The sequence below is a fragment of the Neiella marina genome (assembly GCF_002165625.1).
Lineage (GTDB): Bacteria > Pseudomonadota > Gammaproteobacteria > Enterobacterales > Neiellaceae > Neiella > Neiella marina.
On the sequence record NZ_NGNS01000002.1, the window covers coordinates 129,459 to 151,974 of the forward strand.

Below are 22,516 nucleotides of genomic sequence, written 5' to 3' on the forward strand. Positions count from 1 at the left end.
GACGTTCAATTGTAATGCCGTTGGGTTTCTAGAGAAGACTTGTCGATTCAGTGCGTATGTCACAGTTAGGCTCTCATAACCCACGAATACATGCACGATGTTTCATGAAGAGCAAATACAAAGCGATTAAATTCACAATATAGATGAAGAACCCAAATGGTCGTTTGTCTAGTGATTTTTTTTCATTATCTTGGGGCAGCGATAAGAAACGTGAATTGATTGTCCGAATACTAGAGGAATGTGACATGATGGCTTTGAATAAAGTTCCTGCGACCCGCAGCCTAATTGCAAGATCTGTATGCGCAGCTGTAGCTATTTTAACCACTTCGGCTATCGCTGCTGAAGGTAACCCTCGTGTTAACCAATTAGGTTACCTTCCTCAAGCGCAGAAAATTGCCACTTATGCAACCAACCAAAACTCACCTTTAAACTGGCAACTTCGCCAAGGAAATACCCTCATTAGCAGTGGTCAAACGATCGTTAAAGGTCACGATGCAGCTTCTGGTGAGCACGTACACCACATCGATTTTACTAGTGTTGATGTCTCCGCTGGTGATTTACGCCTAATTGTCGGTGCTGACCAAAGTTATCCATTTAACATCGATGCAGATCAATTTACAGGTTTGGCGTACGATGCGATTAAGTACTTCTACCACAACCGTTCAGGTATTGAAATTAAAACAGAATTCACTGGTGGGGGGTTAGGCAGTTTTGCCAACTCATCAGAGTGGGCTCGCCCCGCTGGTCACTTGAACCAAGGTGCAAACAAAGGTGATTTTGGCAGTCAATGTTGGCCTGGTACTTGTAGCTACTCGCTAGACGTTCCATACGGTTGGTATGATGCGGGTGACCACGGTAAATACGTAGTAAATGGTGGTATCTCAGTATTTAAATTAGCAAATATGTTTGAAGCATCAAAACATCTACGCGGTACTGAGGCTCGTTTTGCTGATGGCACATTAAACATTCCAGAAAGTGGTAACGGCGTTGATGATATCTTAGATGAAATCCGCTGGCAGATGGAATTCATGTTAAATATGCAAGTACCAGAGGGCCAACCAAAAGCGGGCATGGTGCATCATAAAGTCACGGATAAGAACTGGACGGGTATTCCAACGCTACCCCATGCAGATACCCAAGAGCGTCTATTAACCCCTCCTTCTACAGCGGCAACACTTAACGTCGCAGCAACAGGAGCCCAATGTTACCGTCTGTTTAAAGATATCGACTCGGCATTTGCAAGCAAATGTATTTCGGTGGCTGAACGTGCTTGGGCAGCCGCAAAACAAAATCCAAATGTTGTTTTACCAGACGGTGTTTATAACACAGGTGGTGGTGAGTACGGCGATAGTAACTTGCATGATGAGTTTCAGTGGGCAGCGGCTGAACTTTATATTTCAACAGGTAAGGCACAATACGCAGGTGAAATTGACCTCGCCAGCATTACCTCTGGGCAATACAATTGGCAAGAGACTGGTATTGCTGGTGTAATGTCATTGGCTACAGTACCAGCCGTTCACACTGCAGGTCTAATGGCCGAAGCACGTCAAAAACTAAAAGATATTGCTGATTACCGTCTGGGCATTGCGCATACTCAGGGTTACTTAACACCAACTAATGAAAGCGAGTTCTATTGGGGTTCAAATAACGTTATTGCTAATCAGCTTTCCATTATCGGTCTGGTATATGACTTCACTGGTGATGACAGCTACGCGCAAGCGGTTGGTTTTGGTGTTAACTACCTATTAGGGCAAAATGCACTATCCAACTCGTACATTACTGGCCATGGTGAAAAACGCTCTGCACAACCTCACCATCGTTTCTGGGTAGGTGCGAAAGATAGCTCATTACCATGGGCACCTCCAGGTTCATTAGTTGGTGGTCCGAACGTAGGTCTTGAAGATGAGCTTTCTCGTAACGCGTTAAGTGGTTGTGAGCAATCTCGCCCACAGACCTGTTATCTTGATGATATTAAAGCATGGTCAACCAATGAAATTACGGTTAACTGGAACAGTGCACTGGCATGGGTAATGGCTTTCTGGGATGACTACGCAGGTAACGGCGCATTTGCTCCACAAGTTAGCATTGCCCAACCAACAGCTAACCAGAACTTCCCATCAGGTGCCGATGTGGTCGTCAAAGCCAACGCAAGTGACGAAGATGGTGAAGTTGTCGCAGTACGCTTCTACGTTGATGGTCAACTGCAAAGCGAAGACTTTACCGCGCCTTACGAGTTAGTCGCAACGGGTTTAAGCGATGGCTTACACAGTGTCACTGCAATTGCTGAAGATGATGACGTTCGTACCGCTGAAACTACAGTAGACTTCAGCGTGGGTGACCTACCACCAGAAGCTATCTTCACGGTTGACAGCGATGCGTTAACGGTGACATTAAATGCGGCTGGTTCTTTCGACCCAGATGGCAATATCATCAGTTACCAGTGGGATCTAGGTGACGGTAATGTTGCAACGGGTGTTGAAGTCGAGCATACCTACGCGCTAGAGGGTGAATACACCGTATCACTTGTGGTCACGGATAACGACGATGTGCAAGCAAGTTCAACAGCAACATTTGAAGTTAAAGAAAAACCACCGGTTACATTTAGCTGTGAAGTTGCTGGTCAACCTAAATTCGATATCTGGAATTCCGGTGCAATTATCCGTGATGTGAAAATTACCAACATCTCAGATACGGCTCTTGATGGTTGGTACGGTAAAATTGATACTCACGTAAATGTAACTATTGCTGAAGCATGGGGCGGTAGTGCATCAGTTGCTGGTAATGTCGTAACGGTAAGCGGTAACGACACACTCGCACCCGGTGAGTTTGCACTGACAACCATGAACATCAACCATGATGGAAACTTCAATTCTGCGGACTGTCTCCCATATGACGGCCAGAAGAAAGAAGATGATAAAGAGGAAGGTGATGAAATTGCATTTGTTGAAGCGGAAAGCTACACAGCGATGCAAGGTGTTGAAACTGAAACCACTACAGATGAAAACGGTGGTTTAAATGTCGGTTGGTTAGACAATGGCGACTGGATGGCTTATGCACCAATCACTATTCCAGCATCAGGTGAGTACATCATCGAATACCGCGTAGCGGGTGAGGGTACGATACAGTTTGAATTATTTGGTGGTGGCGCTGTATTTGGTCAAAAAGCCTTTGCTATCAACCGTGGTTGGCAAGGTTGGGAAACTGTTTCTCATACTGTAACCCTGACTGAGGGAACCCATGAGTTCGCTCTTGCCGTTATACAAGGTGGATTCAACATCAACTGGTTTAAAATTACGAAAGTAGAATAAGTTAGAACTTATTCAAAAAGTAAGTATTGAAGAACCTCACAGCAATGTGAGGTTTTTTCTATAAACTCACGAAGTCCCGCGCACCGAAGTGAGTTTGGGTAATTTCGTTGATATGAAGTTCTACCTAGGCTGTGGACCCTTGGTGCCGCTGTTAATAATTTACCGATATCACTAAAGCACTCTTTGTTTCCATAGGTCGAAGATTAATCTCTTTTCATCTTGATAGGAGTCTGCTTTGGTCGCCCCATTAAATTTTTACATGAAAACCAGTGCCCTAGAAAAGGCGTTGCTGTCGAAACATCACCAAAGACTTAGAAGCTGATGGTCAGAGCTGTGGAAAAAACAAGTCCTGCGACTTATCCTTCGTTGGATAAAGCGAGCCCCAATGGGCGGAGATTACGACACCAGTTCTTCACCTCTCAAAATACTTTTTTGAGGATTGCTTTTAGCTGTGTACTCGTGATTTAATCAAATGTAAACGATTTCATTTTTAAGTGGTAATATGAGAGTAATGAAGTGCCCCTTGATGGCAATGCTTTGCACAGTAGCATTTTTAAATGCTTGTGGTTCTGACAAACGTACAGATGGGCTTGAGCAAAAAATTGATAGCCTGCTGAACCAAATGACTTTAGAAGAGAAAGTTTCTTTAGTGCATGCAAACAGTAAGTTCACTGTAGCAGGTATTGACCGATTGGGAATCGAGGAAATGACTTTGTCTGACGGGCCTCATGGTGTGAGACCTGAAATTGAAAGGTATTCCTGGAACTATGCTGGTTGGGACAATGATCATGCGACTTATCTGCCTCATCTCACATCTGTTGCGGCCAGTTGGGATCCGGAAATAGCGCTTTTGCACGGACAGGTATTGGGGGCTGAAGCGAGAGAGCGTGGTAAAGACATTATACTTGGTCCCGGAGTTAACCTTGCCAGACTTCCATTGTATGGAAGAAATTTTGAATACATGGGAGAAGATCCTGCGTTGGCCTCAATACTGGTTGTGCCCGCGATTAAAGGCATTCAACAGAATGATGTTGCTGCAACCATTAAACACTTTGCACTGAATACTCAGGAGCTTAATCGGACAGGCGTTAATGCACAACCGGATGAACGAACACTGAGAGAAGTGTATCTTCCAGTATTTGAACACGCGGTCAAAGAAGCGGATGTTCTAGCAATGATGGGAGCTTATAACAACTATTACGGCACCAATGCAAACCAAAGCAAACACTTAGTGATGGATATCCTGAAAGGGGAGTGGGGATATGAAGGTGTGCTGCTTACAGATTGGAATGTGGATATTAATACATATGATGCAGCCGTTAATGGACTGGACATTGAAATGGGCACCAATGTAGAGAGTTTTGACGACTACTTTATGGCTGTTCCCCTCATTAAGATGGTCGAAGAAGATCGAGTGCCGGAAGCCGCTGTAGATGATAAAGTTCGAAGAGTTTTGCGCTTACAGCATAAAATAGGGATGTATGACGCAAATCGTAAGCAGGGGAGTCGAAATACCACTCAGCATCAGATGGCTGCCAGAAAAATCGCTGAAGAAGGCGTTGTTTTACTAAAAAACGAAGCTCAGTTGTTACCGTTAAAATCGGATGTGAAGAACATCCTTGTTCTTGGCCCTAATGCAGATGCGGTGCACGGTTTTGGTGGCGGCTCTTCCGAAGTTAAAGCCAAGTATGAAATTACGCCACTTGAAGGTCTAATGAACGAGTTTGGTCAATCAGTAGAAATTACCTACATGCGTGCAAGACCTGAAGGTGTGGTTCCTATTGCTGCAGATTATGTTGTATCCCGGCACTGGACTGGCACTCCGGCCTGGCATGTGGATTTTTTTGCAGATCCCACGTTGAGCAAGAAAGTTGACGAAGCCTCTCTGGCGAATTCGGAGTTTGATGCCAAAGGCAAATTACAACATTTAACCATGACTGGCTCGGTTAAAGTGTTGCATTCAGGGTTACATAAATTCACCTTGAAAGGGAATGGCGACTACCTTGTAAAACTCGACGATAAAACGATATTGCCAGCGTTAGACCGCAGTTCTGATTCGAGTAGCATTGAACTCGATTTGGTTGAAGGTGAAACTTATAAGGTTGCAGTGGAATACCACGGTAAAGACAAGTTTACCCTTGGTTGGGATACGCCTAAGAGCCTCTATGCCACTGAAAAAGAATATCTTGATGCAGCCAAAATGGCAGACGCGGTTATTTACTTTGGCGGTTTAAGTCATGCTGATGATCGGGAAGCCTATGATCGAGTTCATATGGGCTTGCCTAATTCTCAAAACGAAATCATCAGCAAAGTGCTGGACGCGAATGAAAACACCGTGGTGTTTTTAATAGCTGGTTCTGCTGTCGCCATGCCATGGATAGAAAAAGCAAAAACAGTTGTTTGGGGCTGGTACGGTGGTATGGAAGCTGGAAACGCTTTTGCCAACATTTTGTCTGGAGATGTAAATCCATCAGGCAAATTACCCATTACACTGCCTAAAAAATTAGAGCACACAGCGCCAATAGCATTAGATGACTACAATGCTAAAGATTCGTTTTATAAAGAAGGCGTTTTTATCGGCTATCGCTGGTTTGAAAAGGAAAACATCAAGCCTCTCTTCGCTTTTGGGCATGGCAAGTCATACACAGACTTTGACTATTCAGGTATCTCTCTTTCTGCAGACAAGTTCGATAAAGCAACTGGACTGACTGTAACCGCAACAATTAAAAATGTCGGTAAAGTTGCAGGTAGTGAAGTCGTACAGCTATATCTCCGAGATTTGGAAGCCAGTGTCGACAGGCCGCTAAAAGAGTTAAAAGGCTTTAAAAAAGTATATCTGGAACCAGGAGAAAGCAAAGTTGTTTCAATAGATCTGAAATTGAGGGATCTGTCGTTCTGGGATATCAATACTAATGATTGGTTGGCCGAGCCGGGAGAATTTGAAGTGCAGCTTGGGTCATCATCAGATGACATTCGACTGACTAAATCATTTGTCCACTGTGAAGGGAACAACTGTGGCAGAGCCAGCTTGAAAACAGATGAAACGGAAGTCTATGGTTGGACTTTAGTTTGGTCTGATGAATTTGAATCCGCTGGCCTGGACCCCGCGAATTGGAACAGACAAGTTGTTCCTGCTGGCCGCTTCAACAAGGAATGGCAGCGTTACACGGCTGAGCAAGATAATGCCTATGTAAATGATGGCATGCTTGTCATCAAAGCAATAAATGAATCAGACCAACACGGATTGGATCAATATACCTCTGCACGACTAAATACAGCGGGCAAGCATTCCTGGAAGCATGGAAAGGTTCAAGCGCGTATGAAACTTCCATATGGCCCTGGTTTGTGGCCTGCTTTCTGGATGTTGGGAGAAAATATCGATGAAAATGGTGGAGATACACCGTGGCCTGCATCTGGTGAGATCGATATCATGGAAATGTATGGTTCAAAAGGTGATGGAACTGTTGAGGCGAACATTCATTACGCTGGGCTTGATGGAAAGCATGCTCAAATGGGAGCCCATAGTTTCGAACTTGACAGGGGCCGTTTTGCCGACGATTTCCACATCTTCGAAATGGAGTGGGATGAAGAGAAGATCATTTGGTCTGTTGATGGGCAGGTTTATGCAGAACAGTCATTAACAGGCAGTGAATATACCGAGTTTCACAAGCCATTTTTCATTTTGCTAAACATCGCTGTGGGAGGCGAGTTTGCTGGTCGACCTAACGCTTCAACTGAATTTCCTCAGTACCTCTACACCGATTGGATTAGAGTGTACCAAAGAAAAGTGAGCTAATACCCATTGTATTCGCTTCACATCAGGGGCAGCGATTCTCGCTAACCGCTGCACCATGAAGTGGAAGGATAGTACCTAAGCTTAGACTTTTCTTTGAACCACGCATGAAAGGCATCCCCCATATGAATAAAACGCTGAAACGGCTTATAAGCTACTTACTACCTCTAACTTTCTTAGTGGCCTGCAATACTATTGTCGATAACTCATCCGATAAAGACGCTGATGGCATCAAAGACGCAAATGACAATTGCCCACTTATAGCCAATCCAAAACAAGAAGACCTTGATGATGATGGTGATGGCGATTTGTGCGACCTGGACATTGATGGAGATGGTTTTATCAATGAGCATGAAGTGATTGCAGAAACGGATACTAGGGATCCCAACTCGAAACCGGATTTATTTGCTGATGATGATCGAGATGGAATACCGAATAATCAGGATAAATGCCCTGCTTCGGGTATCGGCAAGAAAATAGACCAGACCGGGTGTGAAATTGCTGGTGTTCAGCAGATGACGGAGAACTTTCTGGATGAAATCAAACTCAATCCTCCACACACCGAACCAATGATTCCTAAATGGGGCTTTGGATATATGCAAAGTGGTTGGGGGGAAGATGGGTACGGCTATGATACCCAAAAGGGCTTCATCGAACATGCCAAAGCTTTGCGTGGCCTGGATAATATCTATGGTGACCATAAGTATCCGGCAGATGTGATGATCCTAGATATGTACTGGACCGGCAAGCAGTGGAGCTGGCCAGGAAATATGACTTGGGATCTGCAGAATTTTCCCGATCCAAAGGGCTTGATTGAACAATTACACGGTCTGAATTTTAAACTGATGATGAATTATCATGAGGGAGGCTTCGGAGAAGACTGGTTAGCACAGCTTCAGAGAGATTTAGACTATGGATTGGATCTCGTGTGGCTGGACTTTTGGCGGGGCGATTCCCAATACGAGAAACAAGTGTGGGAGCTTTTGCGCAAACACCACGGGGATAATAAACGACTTATGTTTATGGCTCGCCACTATGCTCGCCCGAATCATTTCAATCAGGAGTCCATACTCGGCGGAGACTACATGCGTGCGCCCGACGAAGAAGCATTTGAGAAGTCTATGCCGGTACACTGGACTGGTGATGTGCTGGGCAACTGGGAAGGGTTTGCAGAAACGATAGACGGGATCGTTTTCAGTGAGGACGGAGCTCTGGGCGGTTGGTCTTACCTGCACTCTGATACGCCAGGGCATACTATGGGCGAAGATCCTGAGCTGGCTTTACGTTGGATGCAGTTCTCAGACTTTACTAGCGGCACTCGAAACCACGGTACAACAGCACGTGATGTTTGGTCTTGGGGACCGAAAGTAGAAGAGCTTTCATATAATTCTCGCATGCTGCGCTATCGATTGTTGCCATATATTTACACCTATGCTTGGTATATTTGGGAATATGCAATACCGTTAACTCGACCTTTGCGCTTAGCTTATCCGGGGGAAAACGATGACAATCGTCGCGTTTTTATGTTTGGTGAAGAGTTGCTCGTTGCACCTGTATACCAGGCTGCCAAGGACTTTCCCAACAGTACTATGGAAATATACTTACCTAAGGGAAAAAACGAAGAGTGGATAGATTACTGGACACATGAAGTGATCAGTGGGGGGCAGACGATAAAGCGCGAGATCAGCGTAAAAGATCACCCCAATATGCCACTGTTTGTTAAACGGGGCGCCATTATCCCCATGGGGCCAGAAATATATTTTATTGACCCTAACCAGCATGCCGATCCGCTGACTTTAGATGTATACCCACTAAAAAAGGGACAATCAGACTTTGTCATTTATGATGATGATGGCGAAAGCCTCGGCTATCAGCGAGGTGAACAGAGCTTCACAAAGGTCGATGTAATTGCCAGTTCAGAGAATCTCGCGATTTCTATTGGGGCGGCAGTAGGTAACTATCAGGGTAAACCAGCTAAACAGAACTATTTATTGAAAATAAACCTCCAGACTAGCACCCCACAAACGGTGAAACTTAATGGCGAAGCGCTTGACTTGATTGAGAGGGCGGATATTCAAGAACGCGGTTTAACTGGTTGGGGGTACGATAAAGAGAATCACATTATTTGGGTTGGGTTTGCGACTCAGGCGGATAAAGAGAATGAAATTGTGATTCATTACCCTTGATTAATTTATATATAGAAACCTAGATGTGACTCATAGAGATCGTTTCAACCTGACGATCTCTAAATTACGCTATTTAATTGGTATGACTGCCGTAATTAAAGCAGGTCATTTGTCTGAAAGGCAAGCGAATAGAGAAACTGCTAGACAAAGCAAGAGCAGCGGGAGAAGTTTTTAAAAGAATCATGGTGTTAGCTGAAATGTAAATGTTTACATAAAATAAAAATACAAGATGCTACAAAATCAAACTGATGCTGAAAAATGACTTTTAGCCCATTTTTAACATTGGTTTTAGTGCCCTTGTTGACCCTCTGAAGTATTGATGAACCTTGGATTTGTGGTGCCTATGAAGCATATTGTCTGTATTTTATCGATGGTTTGTTGCCTTTTTTCCTGCCGGACAAACAATCCCGGAGAGGAAACAGAATTGGGCGATATTTACAGTCAGCCAAGGATAGGGCGAATTGCTGTTCGCAACACTTTCAAAAACGATTTTGAATTTTACGATAAGACAACAGGTAACGCATATATACCGAGAGGGACCAATTTTACTCAAATGCGGCAGATAAGCTACAACGGGACAGTCGTTATAGTTCAAAACAGTCCTCTGATAACGCACAATAATTTTGAATCGGCCCATTACCAAAGCAATGAGGTTGAAAGCATGTTCATTTTTCTGGAACGCTATGGCTACAATACGGTCAGGACGTTGTTGAACCCATTCTCGATAGTCGACAGTTTAGGAAACCTAAACAGTGGGAGTATGGACAATATTGCTGATTTTCTGGAACGAGCAGAGATGCATGGAATAGGGATCATTTTTACTATTCAATGGGCTCCACTGAATGTGTTTCCAGAAACTATATCTGAACCAGATGATCTAGCAGAAGCGCAGAATGCACATTACCTCTTTTCTTCTGGATATGTTCGTGAAAGCCACTTCTGGAAGGAGTTCATTAGGGCATTAAAACTACGATCAGCCCCTATGGATGCGATATTTGCCTACGGGATCCGCAACGAAATTCACTTTGATGTAACGGCTTCCCCCTTGAATCAAACCATTACTCCGGTGGTCTGTTGTAATGGCACTAGTTACGATCTATCGGTATCTGGGAACATGCAAAAATTGATTGATGATAGCTTCACGGCTTGGAGTTCTGCTGTCAGAACAGCGATCTTGGCCGAGGAGCCCGAAGCACTGGTTACAGCCGGTTTCTATTTAATCTATCCAGGAAGTCCGGGAATACGAATGCCCAGTATGGATGCCATTTTCTCCTCTGAGTTGGACTTTATTGACCTGCATATGTACCCCGACCTTGATCCTCAGGTGACGGTTGATAGTGTAGCGAAGTTTTTTACCCTAGATCAAAACAGGTTTAAGCCAGTATTAATGGGAGAGTTCGGCTTTATGGATAATGACAACCGCAGTTTAGATACGCTGGGCAGCGAGTTACTCACTTGGAAAAACCATATGATGAGTTATTACGAGGTTGATGGCTGGATACTATGGACTTGGGATAACGGTGAAGGGTTGAGTAAGCAAGACGAAGGACTCTTTCTTAAGCGAATGGCAAATCAACCCTAAGAGTATCCACTAATACAGGTTAATGTTCTGACAGTCGTTTGATTTCTTGCAACAATAGCGGATAAGCAGGCTCCTTCATATCGTGCCCATAACCGTCTAACTCATATAACTGAGTACTTTCATGGCCAGCCACCTCCATCATTCGCATGAGATAGGCATTTTCTTCATAACGACCTAATAACTCCTGTTCTCTGTCCCCCGTGATTAAAAGCAGTGGCGGTGCATCTTTGCGCACGTGAAAAAGCGGCGCTAAGTCGTCGATAATAGGCTGAGTACCTGCTATTCCTCTTTCTTTTCGGACAGTAAAATGAGTGATGGCGTGGCCACTAAATGGAATTATGCCTGCAATAAGGTTTGCATCTATTTGGTGGGCTAACAGCCAGCGCTTATCAAGGCCGATCATACTTGCAAGGTAACCCCCAGCAGAATGCCCAGATACAAATACTTTGGATGGGTCGCCATTGTATTTACTGATGTTTCGGAAAACCCAGGCAACAGCCGCCGCGGCATCCTGTATATATACCGGTGCTTTTACTTGTGGATTCAGTCTGTAGTTAGGGGCCACTACGCAAAGCTGCTGGCTCTTTAAAGCCTCTGGTATGTGTTTCTCCCCAGCACTTAACCCTCCACCATGGAGCCAAATAGCAACTGGTAGCGGGCTGCTGCTGTCAGGGCAATAGATATCCAGAACAGCCCTTTGTTTTATGTACACATCCTTCGCGACTTCTTCACTGTAGTAAGGAATGTTTTCCAATATTGTTCCCCCTGCGAGAGCAACATTGCTAAATAGCAGCCAAGCTAAGAGCCAAATCATGACTTGCCGGGAAATAGGCATTTAATTAATCCTTGTGAAGGTCTCTGAGTTTCTAACAATTTCGAATTCTCTGGCTATGCCATTATTATTAATGGGGAACCTCTCCTAGTTGATACCAGAATTCGGTTCTTTCAAGTGGCGTTTTTTCTGTTAGATAAGGATTTTCCAGTTGAATCATTGTTCTATCTTTGAGATTGCTTTTTTCGATCCCTTGCTTGACTTCATCGTCAGCATAGAACAGGCTTTTGTACTCGCCAGAAAGCGCCATAGACTCCAACTCTTTAAACAGGGCTTGGGCAAGTTCCTCATTTCCTTTGCGTGTAAAAAAATACATCGGAGCTGTGTATCTAATCAGTATATGAGGATCAACTGTGAGATTAAGTTGAGGGTACTTGTCTACCTCAGCCCACGGCTCGAATAATCCTCTTGGAAAATAGTCAAATCGCTCTCCTTCGAGCATAAAGAACAAGTTAGGGTACTTATGTGATTTAGTCACGTGCAGCCCATTTGATTCTAGAATCATAGTATCTGCCCATGTTTTGCCCTGACCAGGAACAAAGCGTTTCAAGTCGTTGAGATTCTCAACAGAAGATAAAATGTCTTTCTGATTTGCTTTGACTATGCTCAATCGCATACCCAGAATACCTCGAAACACCGGAAAATAGACGGGTTCAAACTCTTTCTCGAGGCGCTCTGATGTCATCGCCCACATAAAGTCCAGTTCCCCCGTTTTTACATCATTTTCAGTGCGGCTTTGTGAAATGTCCGCATCCTTTTCGTAAGGGAAACTATAAGACTTCCCCATTCTTTCCAAGGCTATTTTTAGGACAGTCGGTTCGAGCCCTGTGTCCTTGGAACTACTCATTATTTTGATTGTTTGGGCTGCAGTTGGTGTGGTAAGTGCGCACAACAAAAGCAGACATTTTGACGCTTTTAGCATTGATTCACCATTGGGGGTTTGTTAACGATTTTATAACAGAGCAATCGAAAGAACTTGCAAGCATGTTTTACTTCAATATCGACACCTTAAATTGAGACCTAAAGCGGTGTTGAGGTGGAGCGCACTGACTGATTTGGTTTTACTCGGTATTTAATAGCTAAATGGTCAGTATCTTTGTGCTACTCCACAACATATTGATGAACTAAGCTGGATCTGATGCTTGCTCTTTCCTACGTTGCATCAACTCTGCTGTCATGCGCTGCTGCTCTTGATTAGATATTGGATAGAGGAACATAAGCAATATGGCAATCGCTCCGAAGATTGCGGGAATCCAACTCATGAGTAAAACCATCCCAGGAAGAGACGAATCAATAGTTGAGGTATCCATTCCGTCATAGCCATAGCTTGCCAATATTATCAGCACCAATGCGCCGGCAAATCCACCTCCGGTTTTCTGAACAAAAGTACCTGCAGAGTAAATAAGGCCTGTGGCACGGCGACCGTTTTTCCACTCTGAATAATCTGCGGCATCACCTAACATCGAGAAAAACAGAGTTGGGGACATGGCGGCAAAGAATTCAGCAATGCAGCCAAGAATAAATATGAGAGTGATATTGTCTGATGGTATCCAAAAGAAGGCGCTTGTGAACAAACAACAACACGCCAATGACCACATGAAAAGCGGTTTTCTTCCGAACTTTTCAGACAGGTAAGAGGTACACAAAGCGCCGAAAATAGAAACAACTAGAAGAGCAATGAAGTACTTACCTACAAGCAGCTCATCACCGACATAATACTTGAAGTAATAAGCGACAACGCCGTACTTAATGCCATTAAACATCATGGTCAAAAAGCCCATGCCGAGCAGGACCAGCCACGGTTTGTTAGTCAGCAGGTCAATCATATCTTGCTTTGTACTGCTTCTTTCTGTGTCTGTTTGCTTAATCAGACGTCGAATGCCATAGATCATTATTACTGTGACTAGGGCGAAAAACAAACCACTGTATATGTCGCGGAAATAAAAAAACAAACTAATGGCAGACAAGGGAATTATGATGAAGGGGAGGTTTTTACTCAGGTCCAATAGTTCTTTTTTTAATGAGCCAGAATGACTCATATCCGGTTTAATGCGCTCTCGAGTCGAAAGGAAGGTAATTACCATTAGTCCAGTCAGCACTGCAGCAAACAAATACATTGTGTATTGGTAGCCAATTGCGTCATCCCCAGCACCAAAAAATGCGACAAAGTCTGGTAGGAATCCCATAACAAAAAGGCCTCCCATAAAAGCCCCTGCAAAGCGAAATGCAGAAAGGCGCGTTCTTTCTTCATCGCTTTCAGTCATTACGCCCATTAAGGCGGAGTAAGGAACATTATTGACAGTGTACGCAAGGGTTAAACCGATATATGTAAAATAAGCATAAGCCAGCTTGACGTTTGGAGATAAATCTGGAGTGGTAAAGCAAAGCACCATAAACAGCCCAAGAACTGGTGCTGAAAACAGTATCCAGGGCCGGAATTTGCCCCAGCGAGTATTCGTTCGGTCGGCAATCATACCCATTATGATGTCGGTGATACCATCGGATAGACGCACAACCAAAAAAAGTACTGCGGCGGATGACGCTGAAATACCAAAAGTATCAGTATAAAACACAGCAAGGTACGCTAGGGCACCACGCCAAACTAGATTAGCTGCTGCATCGCCGGTGGCGTAACCAATTTTTTCATATAGTGAAAGTTTTGACATAGTACGTTCTTAAGTCCGAAGAATGACATTGTTAACAAAATACGAGAGTATTGTAAACGTTTTCATTGGGGGTGTCATTGCACTGGATCAAATTTCACCCATGACAGCTTGAAAGTCAATATTTTAATTACGTTCTGGCGGCAGCTCCTCCTGACTACAATGTAGAATATGTACCGTAGTTACAATAGTGTGCACTCAATTAAACGCTGTCGACATGAAGTTTTTTCACGCTGAGTTCCCTTCTTTTGCATATCTTCAGCTAAGAGCAGTCATTTAGTAGTATTGAAAACGTTTTCTTTGAGAGGTAAAGGAAATTAACCATTCTAGCTCTTTGTGACGGTTGTTATTTTTTAAGCGGTTTGCTGCTTTTTGGTAAATTGCATGTTGACTTAGTTGAGTCGAGAGATCAGGGTAAGCTCGAGAACATCGATTGGCTAGTTCGAATTTGCCTTTCTTCGAGTGCTACCTATTCTTTTGAGAAAGTTGAGGTTTTATACTTGGTTATTTTATCTTATTTTACTGATAAATAAATAAAAAATTATCATTTATCTTCTTTGCTTTAGTTCTTTGGAGCCTTGGTTTTCGGCGACTATAGCCTGCTACTTTCAGTTTTGGTGTTAAAGTTAGTTAAGCCATTTTTGTGTTAAAAGATGCGATGTAGGTCAAAGTAAAGTTGTTATCCGATTGTTGACTAGTGTCGGCTGTTGTTAGAACATTCTAGTCAGGCAGGATGAAAACGATTTCAAAGTGATGGCTGATTTCAACATGGTGGCTGATGTCAGTGTGGTGATTGAGTATTCAACAAGAAAATATACTCGTTGCACACATCAAGTTTGAACAAGCAATGTATTGAATTTCGTTTTGCTGGTTGGTTGCTCTTCAGATTGGTCTCTAGTTAGTAACCTATAAAATAATTAAAGCTAGAAAGCTCAAATAACCTACCCCCCCGAGGAATATATGAAAGCATTGAAACCCAGTAAGAAAATTAAGTTTAAGTATTCGCTTATTGCTCTTGCTGTACTGGAAACAGCGTTTGCATCTTCACTTGCGAGAGCACAAGAAGAGCCTGTCGAAGAAGAGGCCGAAGTGATTGAGGTTACAGGCCTGCGCGGAGAGTGGCAGAACGCACAATCATTAAAACAAAACAGTGATACTGTAATGGACGCAATTACAGCCACTGATATTAGCGTATTGCCAGACCGAAGCGTTCTTGAAGCTATATCTCGTTTACCTGGTGTAGCCATGGGGCGCTTTGCAGGTTCAAATGATCCTGATCACTTCGGTACAGAAGGCAGTGGCGTTGTGGTCCGCGGGCTGACCCATGTACGCAGTGAGTTTAATGGGCGGGACACATTTACCGCGGATGCAGGGAGAGCTCTGAGCTTTCAAGATGTTCCCCCTGAATTAATGGGCTCCGTTGAGGTATATAAAAACCAGACAGCCGATATGGTGGTTGGGGGCATTTCGGGTACTGTAAACTTAAATACCAAGAAACCCTTTGATTCTGACAAAAGGCTTCTCGCTTTTTCCTTAGAGGCGACATATTCGGATTACATTGAGGATACAACACCGACATTCTCTGGGCTCTACAGTGATGTATTCGACACTGATTTGGGTAAATTCGGTTTGCTTGTCAACTACTCAAAGTCAAAACTAAAAGCCCAATCTGATGGCATCGGGATTGGTAAATACGCGGAGCAGGACTTATATCAAGTAAATGGCGAAACTATCCAGGCGCCAAAATTTGGCCGCTTCACTAGAAAGCAGGATGATCGCGATCGCGAAGGGGCTGCAGTTGTAGTGCAGTGGGAAAACCCAGATAACACAATTGTTGCCACCGGTGAATATATTCGTTCAGACTCAGAACTGGAGTGGTCAGAGCGCGTTATTGAAGGTGTCGATGGTAACGTGGCCTCAAGTACCATAGTGCCCGTTGGTGACACAGAGTTTGAAGTCGATGGCAATGGTTTTTTCCAAAGCGGTATCATGACCGACAATAACCAGTGGCGTGGTAACTGCGCTGAGCGCTGTGACAGTGGCTTTAAACACACCGCCAATACACGAACAAGGTTTACCGATAACCTCGTAGAAGATTTCAGCTTCAACATCAAATATACCCCAAATGATACTTGGGCGTTTAATTACGACTTGCAGTACATAGACTCAAAAAGTGATGTTGTCGATATGGCTGTTATGCTTGGTACATTTGCAACTGTGGGTATTGATTTGTCCGGTTCAGGCATGCCTCGTATGGACTTTTATCATCCGGATTACGCCGGTGGCAGCGATCTGGCTAGCGGTACCGGTCATTTTACTGACCCGGCAAACAGTTACTGGCGCTCAGCCATGGAACACTTATCCGATAACGAAGGCGACGAGTGGGCTACAAGATTCGACGTCAATTACACTTTCGATGAAGGTTTCTTTACCGATATCAAAGTGGGAGCTCGTTATGCCAAACGCCAGCAGACCACCCGTCAATCAACCTACAACTGGGGCGGCTTAACGCCAGAGTGGCGCGGGGCTGACGACATTGCTTGGCTCGACACCGCTGCTGGTCAAACCGTGCCGTATGAAGTAGTGAGCTTTAATGACTTTGGTCGCAGAGGTGCTATGAGTGCTGACGGTGGCACTAGCTTTCTTTTCCCGGCTTTATCATTAACCAAAAACTACCGGGGGGTTGAGGAACAGTTTGCAGCACTTAATCCAGACTGGCGTCCAATTAATCAAAGAGAGGGAGCAACTGGCGACTTCATTGACAATGAAATTAATGACACAGAAGAAGTAAATAAAGCCTTCTATGTTAGAGCAGATTTTGAAGGTTACCTGGGCGGGTTCGACTACAGAGGTAATGTAGGATTACGCTATGTTCGTTTGGAAAACGACACTGCTGGTTTCCTGACTTTCCCAGATGAAACACCTACTGGCCCAGAGGATGGAAAAAATCTACTGCCTGATGATCAAAAAGCATTTGGCAATGGTTACTCAGAGAGCACAGTAGCATCTAGTACTTATGACAAAGTTTTACCAAGTTTCAACTTGACAGTTGACGTAACTGATGAGGTGCTTGCTCGAGTTGGTATCTCGAAGGCCTTAGCCTTACCTTCATTGGGATATTTAAGAAACTATATCTCAATTACTGGCACAGATACTGAACAAACTTATGATCCAGAGACTGGAGAATTGATTGAGTACCGACACACCCGCTATACCGCTAGTTCTGGTAATCCCGATATTCAGCCTATGGAGTCTACAAACCTAGATTTGACCCTAGAATGGTATTTCAGTGAGGTCGGTTCATTAACTGGTGCGGTGTTCTACAAGGACCTTAAGAACTATTTTGTCAATGGCGTCCGTGAACAAGAGTTTACTAACAATGGTGTTACTCAAGTCGTTGAAGTTTCCGGTGCTGTTAATGGCGGGGAGGGCTCGATTAAGGGGGCCGAAGTTGCTTTCCAAACATTCTTCGATTTTCTGCCTGCTCCCTGGGATGGTTTAGGCTTCAAAGCTAACTACGCTTACATCGAAGATGATGGGTCTCCAAACTCTGGTTTGTCTGCAGATCACCCTGATTCAGGTGATGCTGGCGATATTGCTTTCGACAACTTGCCATTGGAGGGCCTATCTAAAGATAACCTCAATCTGGAAGGCCTGTATGAAAAAGGTCCGTGGCAGGCGCGCCTAGCATATAACTGGCGTTCTGAGTACTTGTTAACCACTCGAGATGTGATTACTCAATTACCAATCTTTCAGGAAGATAATGGTTATCTAGATGCATCGCTATTTTATGAGCTCGAAGATTATGGGCTAACTATCGGAGCTCAAGTGCAAAACGTTACCGATTCTGTCGCAGAAACATCAATGCAAATTGATAACGAGGGAACTCGTAAGTCCCGAGCCTGGTTTATGAATGACCGCCGATATAGCTTAATAGTTCGCGGCTCTTTCTAGACGTCATTGTTTGCTTAAAAGTGTAAACCTTTCGAAGGTCGTTTACAGGAGTAACGACCTTCGAGTTTCTTTTCAGTATGCGTGTTATTAGTTCATGCTAATACTTCTAGGTAGTCATATGAAGCAATACATCTGCTATTTAATATTGATATTTTTTCTAACAGCATGTGGCGGTGGAGGAACAGGTGAGCCAGCGGCAGTAACTGCACCTGAGCCTCCGGCGGTCACTTCACCCGAGCTACCGCAACAAGAGCAGCCCTTGCCTTTACCCAATGTAGTGCAAAATACATTATCTAACGAAATTTCTCCTCATCAGGCCATCTCTGAGATGAAAGTGGGTATAAATCTTGGTAACACCCTTGATGCTCCTACTGAAGGAGAATGGGCATTACCAGCCGAGCAATATTACTTTGAGGCTTTCGCTGAAGCCGGTTTTAAACATGTAAGGATCCCAATTACTTGGGATCAGCGCGTGGCAACCGAAGCGCCGTACCGTGTTGATGAAGATTTTATGAATAGAGTCGAGCAGTTAGTAGACTGGGCTCTAGCGCAAGATCTCTATGTGATCATAAACGTACATCACGATGACTGGATTAAGGAAAACTATCAAAGCGTGCAACATAGAAGCCGTTTTGACACCATTTGGATTAGCATTGCGGAGCGCTTTAAAGATAAGTCACCCAAACTTTTGTTTGAGATATTGAATGAGCCTCATGATATGTCGATGGCAGATCTCAATACACTTCATAAGCGTGCCCTCAGTATTATTCGAAACCAAACATCTAACCGCTTGGTGGTGTTTTCCGGCAACGGCTGGTCGGCTTTGGATGATTTAATTACCGATGAGTTAGATGTGCCAGATGTTAACGACCAGTTCTTAATTGGTAATTTCCACAGTTATGATCCTTGGAACTTTGCCGGTGCCTGTACGGAAGAATGGGGATCTGATGAAGATAAATCTGAATTAAAAGAGATTTATCAGAAAGCATTTGACTGGTCGCAGGTTAACAATATTCCTGTGATGGTTAACGAGTTTGGGGCTGCAAAATATGACCATGAAAAGCCCGAAAATGTGTGTGAACAGTCCCAGCGAGAAGAGTACCTTAGTAGCCATGTTACTTTCGCTAAAGAGTTCGGCCTTGCAGCAACGTTCTGGGATGATGGCGGTTCATTTGCTTCTTATAACCGTGAAGAAAATACCTGGGGGCCAGAGAAAGGCGTTTTGGTTCAGTAACAATTTTGACAATTAACGGGCGCAACGCGGAGAACTTAAGTTAGTAAATTGGCGCTCAGCTATCGCAGTGGCTAAAAGGCATCTCAAGGTGCTTTTTAGCCATATTAGCTTTCCATAAATGGATGCTGCGAAATGAGCCAGTTGTCAAGAAGATAAAGTCAATTAAAGGTTGTTTTATTTTACGTTGACTAACGAAGTAATAAGAAGCGTTGAGATCTGTTTGTTCCGTAGGAGAAAAATATGTTTAAAGGTCGGTTAAAACGACTTGGTGCCGCAGCAATTTTAGCATCTTCAGCATGTTGCCAGATCGCTTCTGGTGCAGAAACTAATGCCCAGGTAGAAGCCATTCTGAGCAAACTAACCCTGGAGGAAAAAGCTGGGCAACTTAATCTGGTAGATTTTGGTGGTGAATTAAATGAGTCTCACTACCAGTTGGTTCGTGAAGGCAAAATAGGAAGCGTACTGAAATCCAACGGTGCTGCACAAAACCTTAAACTGCAAAAAATCGCGGTGGAAGAATCCCGTGCCGGTGTGCCAATCCTGTTTCAGGAAGACGTGATTCATGGTTACCGCACTATCACGCCTATTCCCATGGCAGAAGCCGCCAGTTGGGACTTACCTGCAATTCGCAAGTCAGCTCAAGTAGCAGCCCGAGAAGCCGCAGCAGGCGGTATCCAACTGACTTATGCACCTATGGTGGATGTCAGTCGTGACCCTCGTTGGGGACGGATTCTGGAAGCTGCGGGAGAAGACCCTTATTTGGGCAGCCTGATAGCCGCGGCTCGAGTAAAAGGCTTTCAGGAGTCGGGCACTGATAAACAGAACATTTTAAGCACAGTAAAGCACTTTGCTGGCTACGGTGCATCATTGGCTGGGCGCGACTACAACATTCAGGATATCAGTGAGCGCGAGCTGCGAGAAGTTCACTTGCCACCCTTTAAGGCGGCAATAGATGCCGGGGTTGCTGCTCTAATGGTAGCTTATACCACCTATGATGGTGTGCCGCTAACAGCCAGTGAATTTATGCTCGATGATCTATTGTTAGGCGAGTTGGGTTATGAAGGCCTAATCATGACCGACTGGGAAACCATTCCCAACATGACCGAGATTGGTGTGGCTGCCTCTGATACAGATTCTACAGTGATGGCGATTAACAACCATATCCATATGGATATGCAATCGAAAAAGTATCTTGAATTACTGCCACAGCTGGTTAGAGAAGGCAAAGTGTCTGAACAGGTAGTTGATGATGCCGTGCGCCAGGTACTGTTGCTAAAGCAGAAGGCGGGTTTACTGGATGATCCATTGGGACGCTTCGAACCTGAAGTCGAAAAAGCCGAACTGCTGTCCAAGGAGAATATTGCTGCCGCCAAGGATATTGCCCTCAAGAGCATGGTGTTGTTGAAAAACGATGGCGTATTACCTCTTGCTGAAACTAATAAAAAAGTTGCTGTGATTGGACCCTTTGCCAAAGCTGATCGCGACTTGATTGGTTGGTGGCCCGGATTGGGTCTGGCTGAGGAAGTGGTGACCATTTATGATGGTTTGCAAAAAGAGTTTGGCGATAAGGCCGAGCTGAGCTTTGCTCCCGGCGTCAGTATCGACAAGTTCAACAAATCTGGTGCTGAGCTTATTCCCGAGGCTGTGGCTTTGGCAAAAGAATCTGATGCAGTGGTAATGGTGCTGGGTGAAGAGTATTGGATGAGCGGTGAGGGCGGTGGAACGGCTTCATTGCATCTTCCTGGATTGCAGGAAACCCTGTTGCAGGAAGTAGCCAAAACCGGCAAGCCAATTGTTACAGTAATTGTCGCTGGTCGTCCCTACGTCTTAACTGACGTGGAAAAGCACTCTAATGCTATTTTAATGGCATGGATGCCGGGTACTACTGGCGGTACAGCTGTTGCGGAGATCCTATCAGGTAAATTTAACCCGCAAGGTAAACTGCCCATGACCTTCCCTTATCATCAGGGGCAGGTTCCAATTTTCTACAGCTATAAACTGACTAGCCATAGCTTCTTTCCTGAAGATAAGGACGATCGTTACTCCACAACATACAGGGATGTGCCACATGAGCCACTTTACCCCTTTGGTTATGGTTTGAGTTACACCGAATACAAATACGGTGAGGTCAAGCTGAGTAGCAGCTCCATGAGTACAAATAGTAGTTTGAAAGCGAGCATTGAAGTGACCAACAGCGGTGATGTAGCTGGGCGAGAAATCGTTCAACTATATCTGCATGATAAGGTTGCGTCAGTTACCCAGCCTATGAAGCTGTTGAAAGACTTTACTATTTTGGATTTACAGCCAGGTGAAACCAAAACGGCCAGCTTCACTATCACGCCGGACAAATTGGCTTACATTGGTCGAGACCACAAATACACTATTGACCCAGGTGACTTCATTCTATTTATCGGTAGCAGCTCGGCTGAGCTGAAACAAACTGAATTTAAGTTAACCAAATAAGCTACTGTCGCTTTAAGCTGGCGAGCATCGACAACGGGGGAGAGTTAAGACTCTCCCATAGTTATTCCCAGAAGACTGATTATTCATAGTAGACGCAAGGCATTTTGTTCATTGAGCTTTGTATTGGTAACCTAAAGGAAAAAGTTTACAAAAATGTACAAAGCATTAGTGATTTTAGAAAAGGATAGCCTTTCTGTATATCGTGTGTTGTAGTCAGTCTTTATGGTTGTTCATAAATTTTTGAATTATATAGTAAGTTACACAATAACGTTAACCCTTGGGTTTTTTGAGTACTGGTTTGTAAAGCTGTGAAAGCAGACGATCCAGAGTTCTCTGCTGGCCCTGATTTTAAGCGCGATATGGTGAATGTTTGCGTCGGTATCATGCTGCAAACCTTTCTTGTCGTGCTGCCCACATATATCGTGATCCGTGAGGAGCAATCAATGTCGGTCCCGTCTTACTGTTGATTGTCTCTACCGTGATCCTGAAGAAAAACTGGTA

11 protein-coding genes are annotated in these 22,516 nt (G+C 44.3%); 8 read left to right on the forward strand and 3 right to left on the reverse strand.

Going from position 1 to position 22,516, the window contains the following annotated elements; translation table 11 throughout:
• Nucleotides 1–143 precede the first annotated feature (143 nt).
• The 4 genes from CBE68_RS02405 (at nucleotide 144) to CBE68_RS02420 (ending at nucleotide 10,869) form a co-directional block, all read left to right on the forward strand.
• Complete coding sequence (locus CBE68_RS02405; RefSeq protein WP_087504482.1) at nucleotides 144–3,308, forward strand: glycoside hydrolase family 9 protein; 3,165 nt, start codon at nucleotides 144–146, stop codon at nucleotides 3,306–3,308.
• A gap of 526 nt (nucleotides 3,309–3,834) precedes the next feature.
• Nucleotides 3,835–7,104 (forward strand): glycoside hydrolase family 3 C-terminal domain-containing protein, encoded by a 3,270-nt coding sequence (locus CBE68_RS02410; protein WP_308477804.1) that lies wholly within the window; start codon nucleotides 3,835–3,837, stop codon nucleotides 7,102–7,104.
• A gap of 104 nt (nucleotides 7,105–7,208) precedes the next feature.
• Nucleotides 7,209–9,287, forward strand: a complete 2,079-nt coding sequence (locus CBE68_RS02415) for a TIM-barrel domain-containing protein (RefSeq protein WP_087504484.1) — start codon at nucleotides 7,209–7,211, stop codon at nucleotides 9,285–9,287.
• 343 nt (nucleotides 9,288–9,630) lie between these two features.
• Nucleotides 9,631–10,869 carry a cellulase family glycosylhydrolase gene (locus CBE68_RS02420; RefSeq protein WP_158100471.1) on the forward strand — a complete coding sequence of 413 codons (1,239 nt, stop codon included), beginning with the start codon at nucleotides 9,631–9,633 and terminating at the stop codon, nucleotides 10,867–10,869.
• A 19-nt stretch (nucleotides 10,870–10,888) separates the two neighbouring features.
• Here CBE68_RS02420 and CBE68_RS02425 read toward each other — a convergent pair whose 3' ends face one another.
• The 3 genes from CBE68_RS02425 to CBE68_RS02435 all read right to left on the reverse strand — a co-directional run bounded on the left by CBE68_RS02425 (nucleotide 10,889) and on the right by CBE68_RS02435 (nucleotide 14,367).
• Nucleotides 10,889–11,704 (reverse strand): alpha/beta hydrolase, encoded by an 816-nt coding sequence (locus CBE68_RS02425; RefSeq protein WP_229744613.1) that lies wholly within the window; start codon nucleotides 11,702–11,704, stop codon nucleotides 10,889–10,891.
• A gap of 67 nt (nucleotides 11,705–11,771) precedes the next feature.
• A complete protein-coding gene (locus CBE68_RS02430) occupies nucleotides 11,772–12,623 on the reverse strand; it encodes a type 2 periplasmic-binding domain-containing protein (RefSeq protein ID WP_087504486.1) in 852 nt (283 codons plus the stop codon).
• A gap of 202 nt (nucleotides 12,624–12,825) precedes the next feature.
• The gene (locus CBE68_RS02435; RefSeq protein WP_087504487.1) at nucleotides 12,826–14,367 is read right to left on the reverse strand and encodes an MFS transporter; all 1,542 of its coding nucleotides are present in this window, start codon (nucleotides 14,365–14,367) and stop codon (nucleotides 12,826–12,828) included.
• A gap of 957 nt (nucleotides 14,368–15,324) precedes the next feature.
• Between CBE68_RS02435 and CBE68_RS02440 the strand changes: the two genes are divergently transcribed.
• The 4 genes from CBE68_RS02440 to CBE68_RS18695 all read left to right on the forward strand — a co-directional run bounded on the left by CBE68_RS02440 (nucleotide 15,325) and on the right by CBE68_RS18695 (nucleotide 22,482).
• Nucleotides 15,325–18,318 (forward strand): TonB-dependent receptor, encoded by a 2,994-nt coding sequence (locus tag CBE68_RS02440; protein WP_087504488.1) that lies wholly within the window; start codon nucleotides 15,325–15,327, stop codon nucleotides 18,316–18,318.
• Between the two features lie 118 nt (nucleotides 18,319–18,436).
• Nucleotides 18,437–19,552, forward strand: a complete 1,116-nt coding sequence (locus CBE68_RS02445; protein ID WP_087504489.1) for a glycoside hydrolase family 5 protein — start codon at nucleotides 18,437–18,439, stop codon at nucleotides 19,550–19,552.
• A gap of 240 nt (nucleotides 19,553–19,792) precedes the next feature.
• Complete coding sequence (bglX, locus tag CBE68_RS02450; protein WP_087504490.1) at nucleotides 19,793–22,015, forward strand: beta-glucosidase BglX; 2,223 nt, start codon at nucleotides 19,793–19,795, stop codon at nucleotides 22,013–22,015.
• A 308-nt stretch (nucleotides 22,016–22,323) separates the two neighbouring features.
• On the forward strand, nucleotides 22,324–22,482 hold the full coding sequence (locus tag CBE68_RS18695; RefSeq protein ID WP_158100472.1) for a hypothetical protein: 159 nt from the start codon (nucleotides 22,324–22,326) through the stop codon (nucleotides 22,480–22,482).
• Nucleotides 22,483–22,516: the final 34 nt, after the last annotated feature.

What these genes read in the sequence shown, in the direction of transcription:
- CBE68_RS02410 (WP_308477804.1), top strand. Translation starts at nt 3,835, where the DNA reads ATGGCAATGCTTTGCACAGTAGCATTTTTAAATGCTTGTGGTTCTGAC.
- CBE68_RS02415 (WP_087504484.1), top strand. Translation starts at nt 7,209, where the DNA reads ATGAAAGGCATCCCCCATATGAATAAAACGCTGAAACGGCTTATAAGC.
- CBE68_RS02435 (WP_087504487.1), bottom strand. Translation starts at nt 14,367, where the DNA reads ATGTCAAAACTTTCACTATATGAAAAAATTGGTTACGCCACCGGCGAT.
- CBE68_RS02425 (WP_229744613.1), bottom strand. Translation starts at nt 11,704, where the DNA reads ATGCCTATTTCCCGGCAAGTCATGATTTGGCTCTTAGCTTGGCTGCTA.
- CBE68_RS02445 (WP_087504489.1), top strand. Translation starts at nt 18,437, where the DNA reads ATGAAGCAATACATCTGCTATTTAATATTGATATTTTTTCTAACAGCA.
- CBE68_RS02420 (WP_158100471.1), top strand. Translation starts at nt 9,631, where the DNA reads ATGAAGCATATTGTCTGTATTTTATCGATGGTTTGTTGCCTTTTTTCC.
- bglX (WP_087504490.1), top strand. Translation starts at nt 19,793, where the DNA reads ATGTTTAAAGGTCGGTTAAAACGACTTGGTGCCGCAGCAATTTTAGCA.
- CBE68_RS02440 (WP_087504488.1), top strand. Translation starts at nt 15,325, where the DNA reads ATGAAAGCATTGAAACCCAGTAAGAAAATTAAGTTTAAGTATTCGCTT.
- CBE68_RS02430 (WP_087504486.1), bottom strand. Translation starts at nt 12,623, where the DNA reads ATGCTAAAAGCGTCAAAATGTCTGCTTTTGTTGTGCGCACTTACCACA.
- CBE68_RS02405 (WP_087504482.1), top strand. Translation starts at nt 144, where the DNA reads ATGAAGAACCCAAATGGTCGTTTGTCTAGTGATTTTTTTTCATTATCT.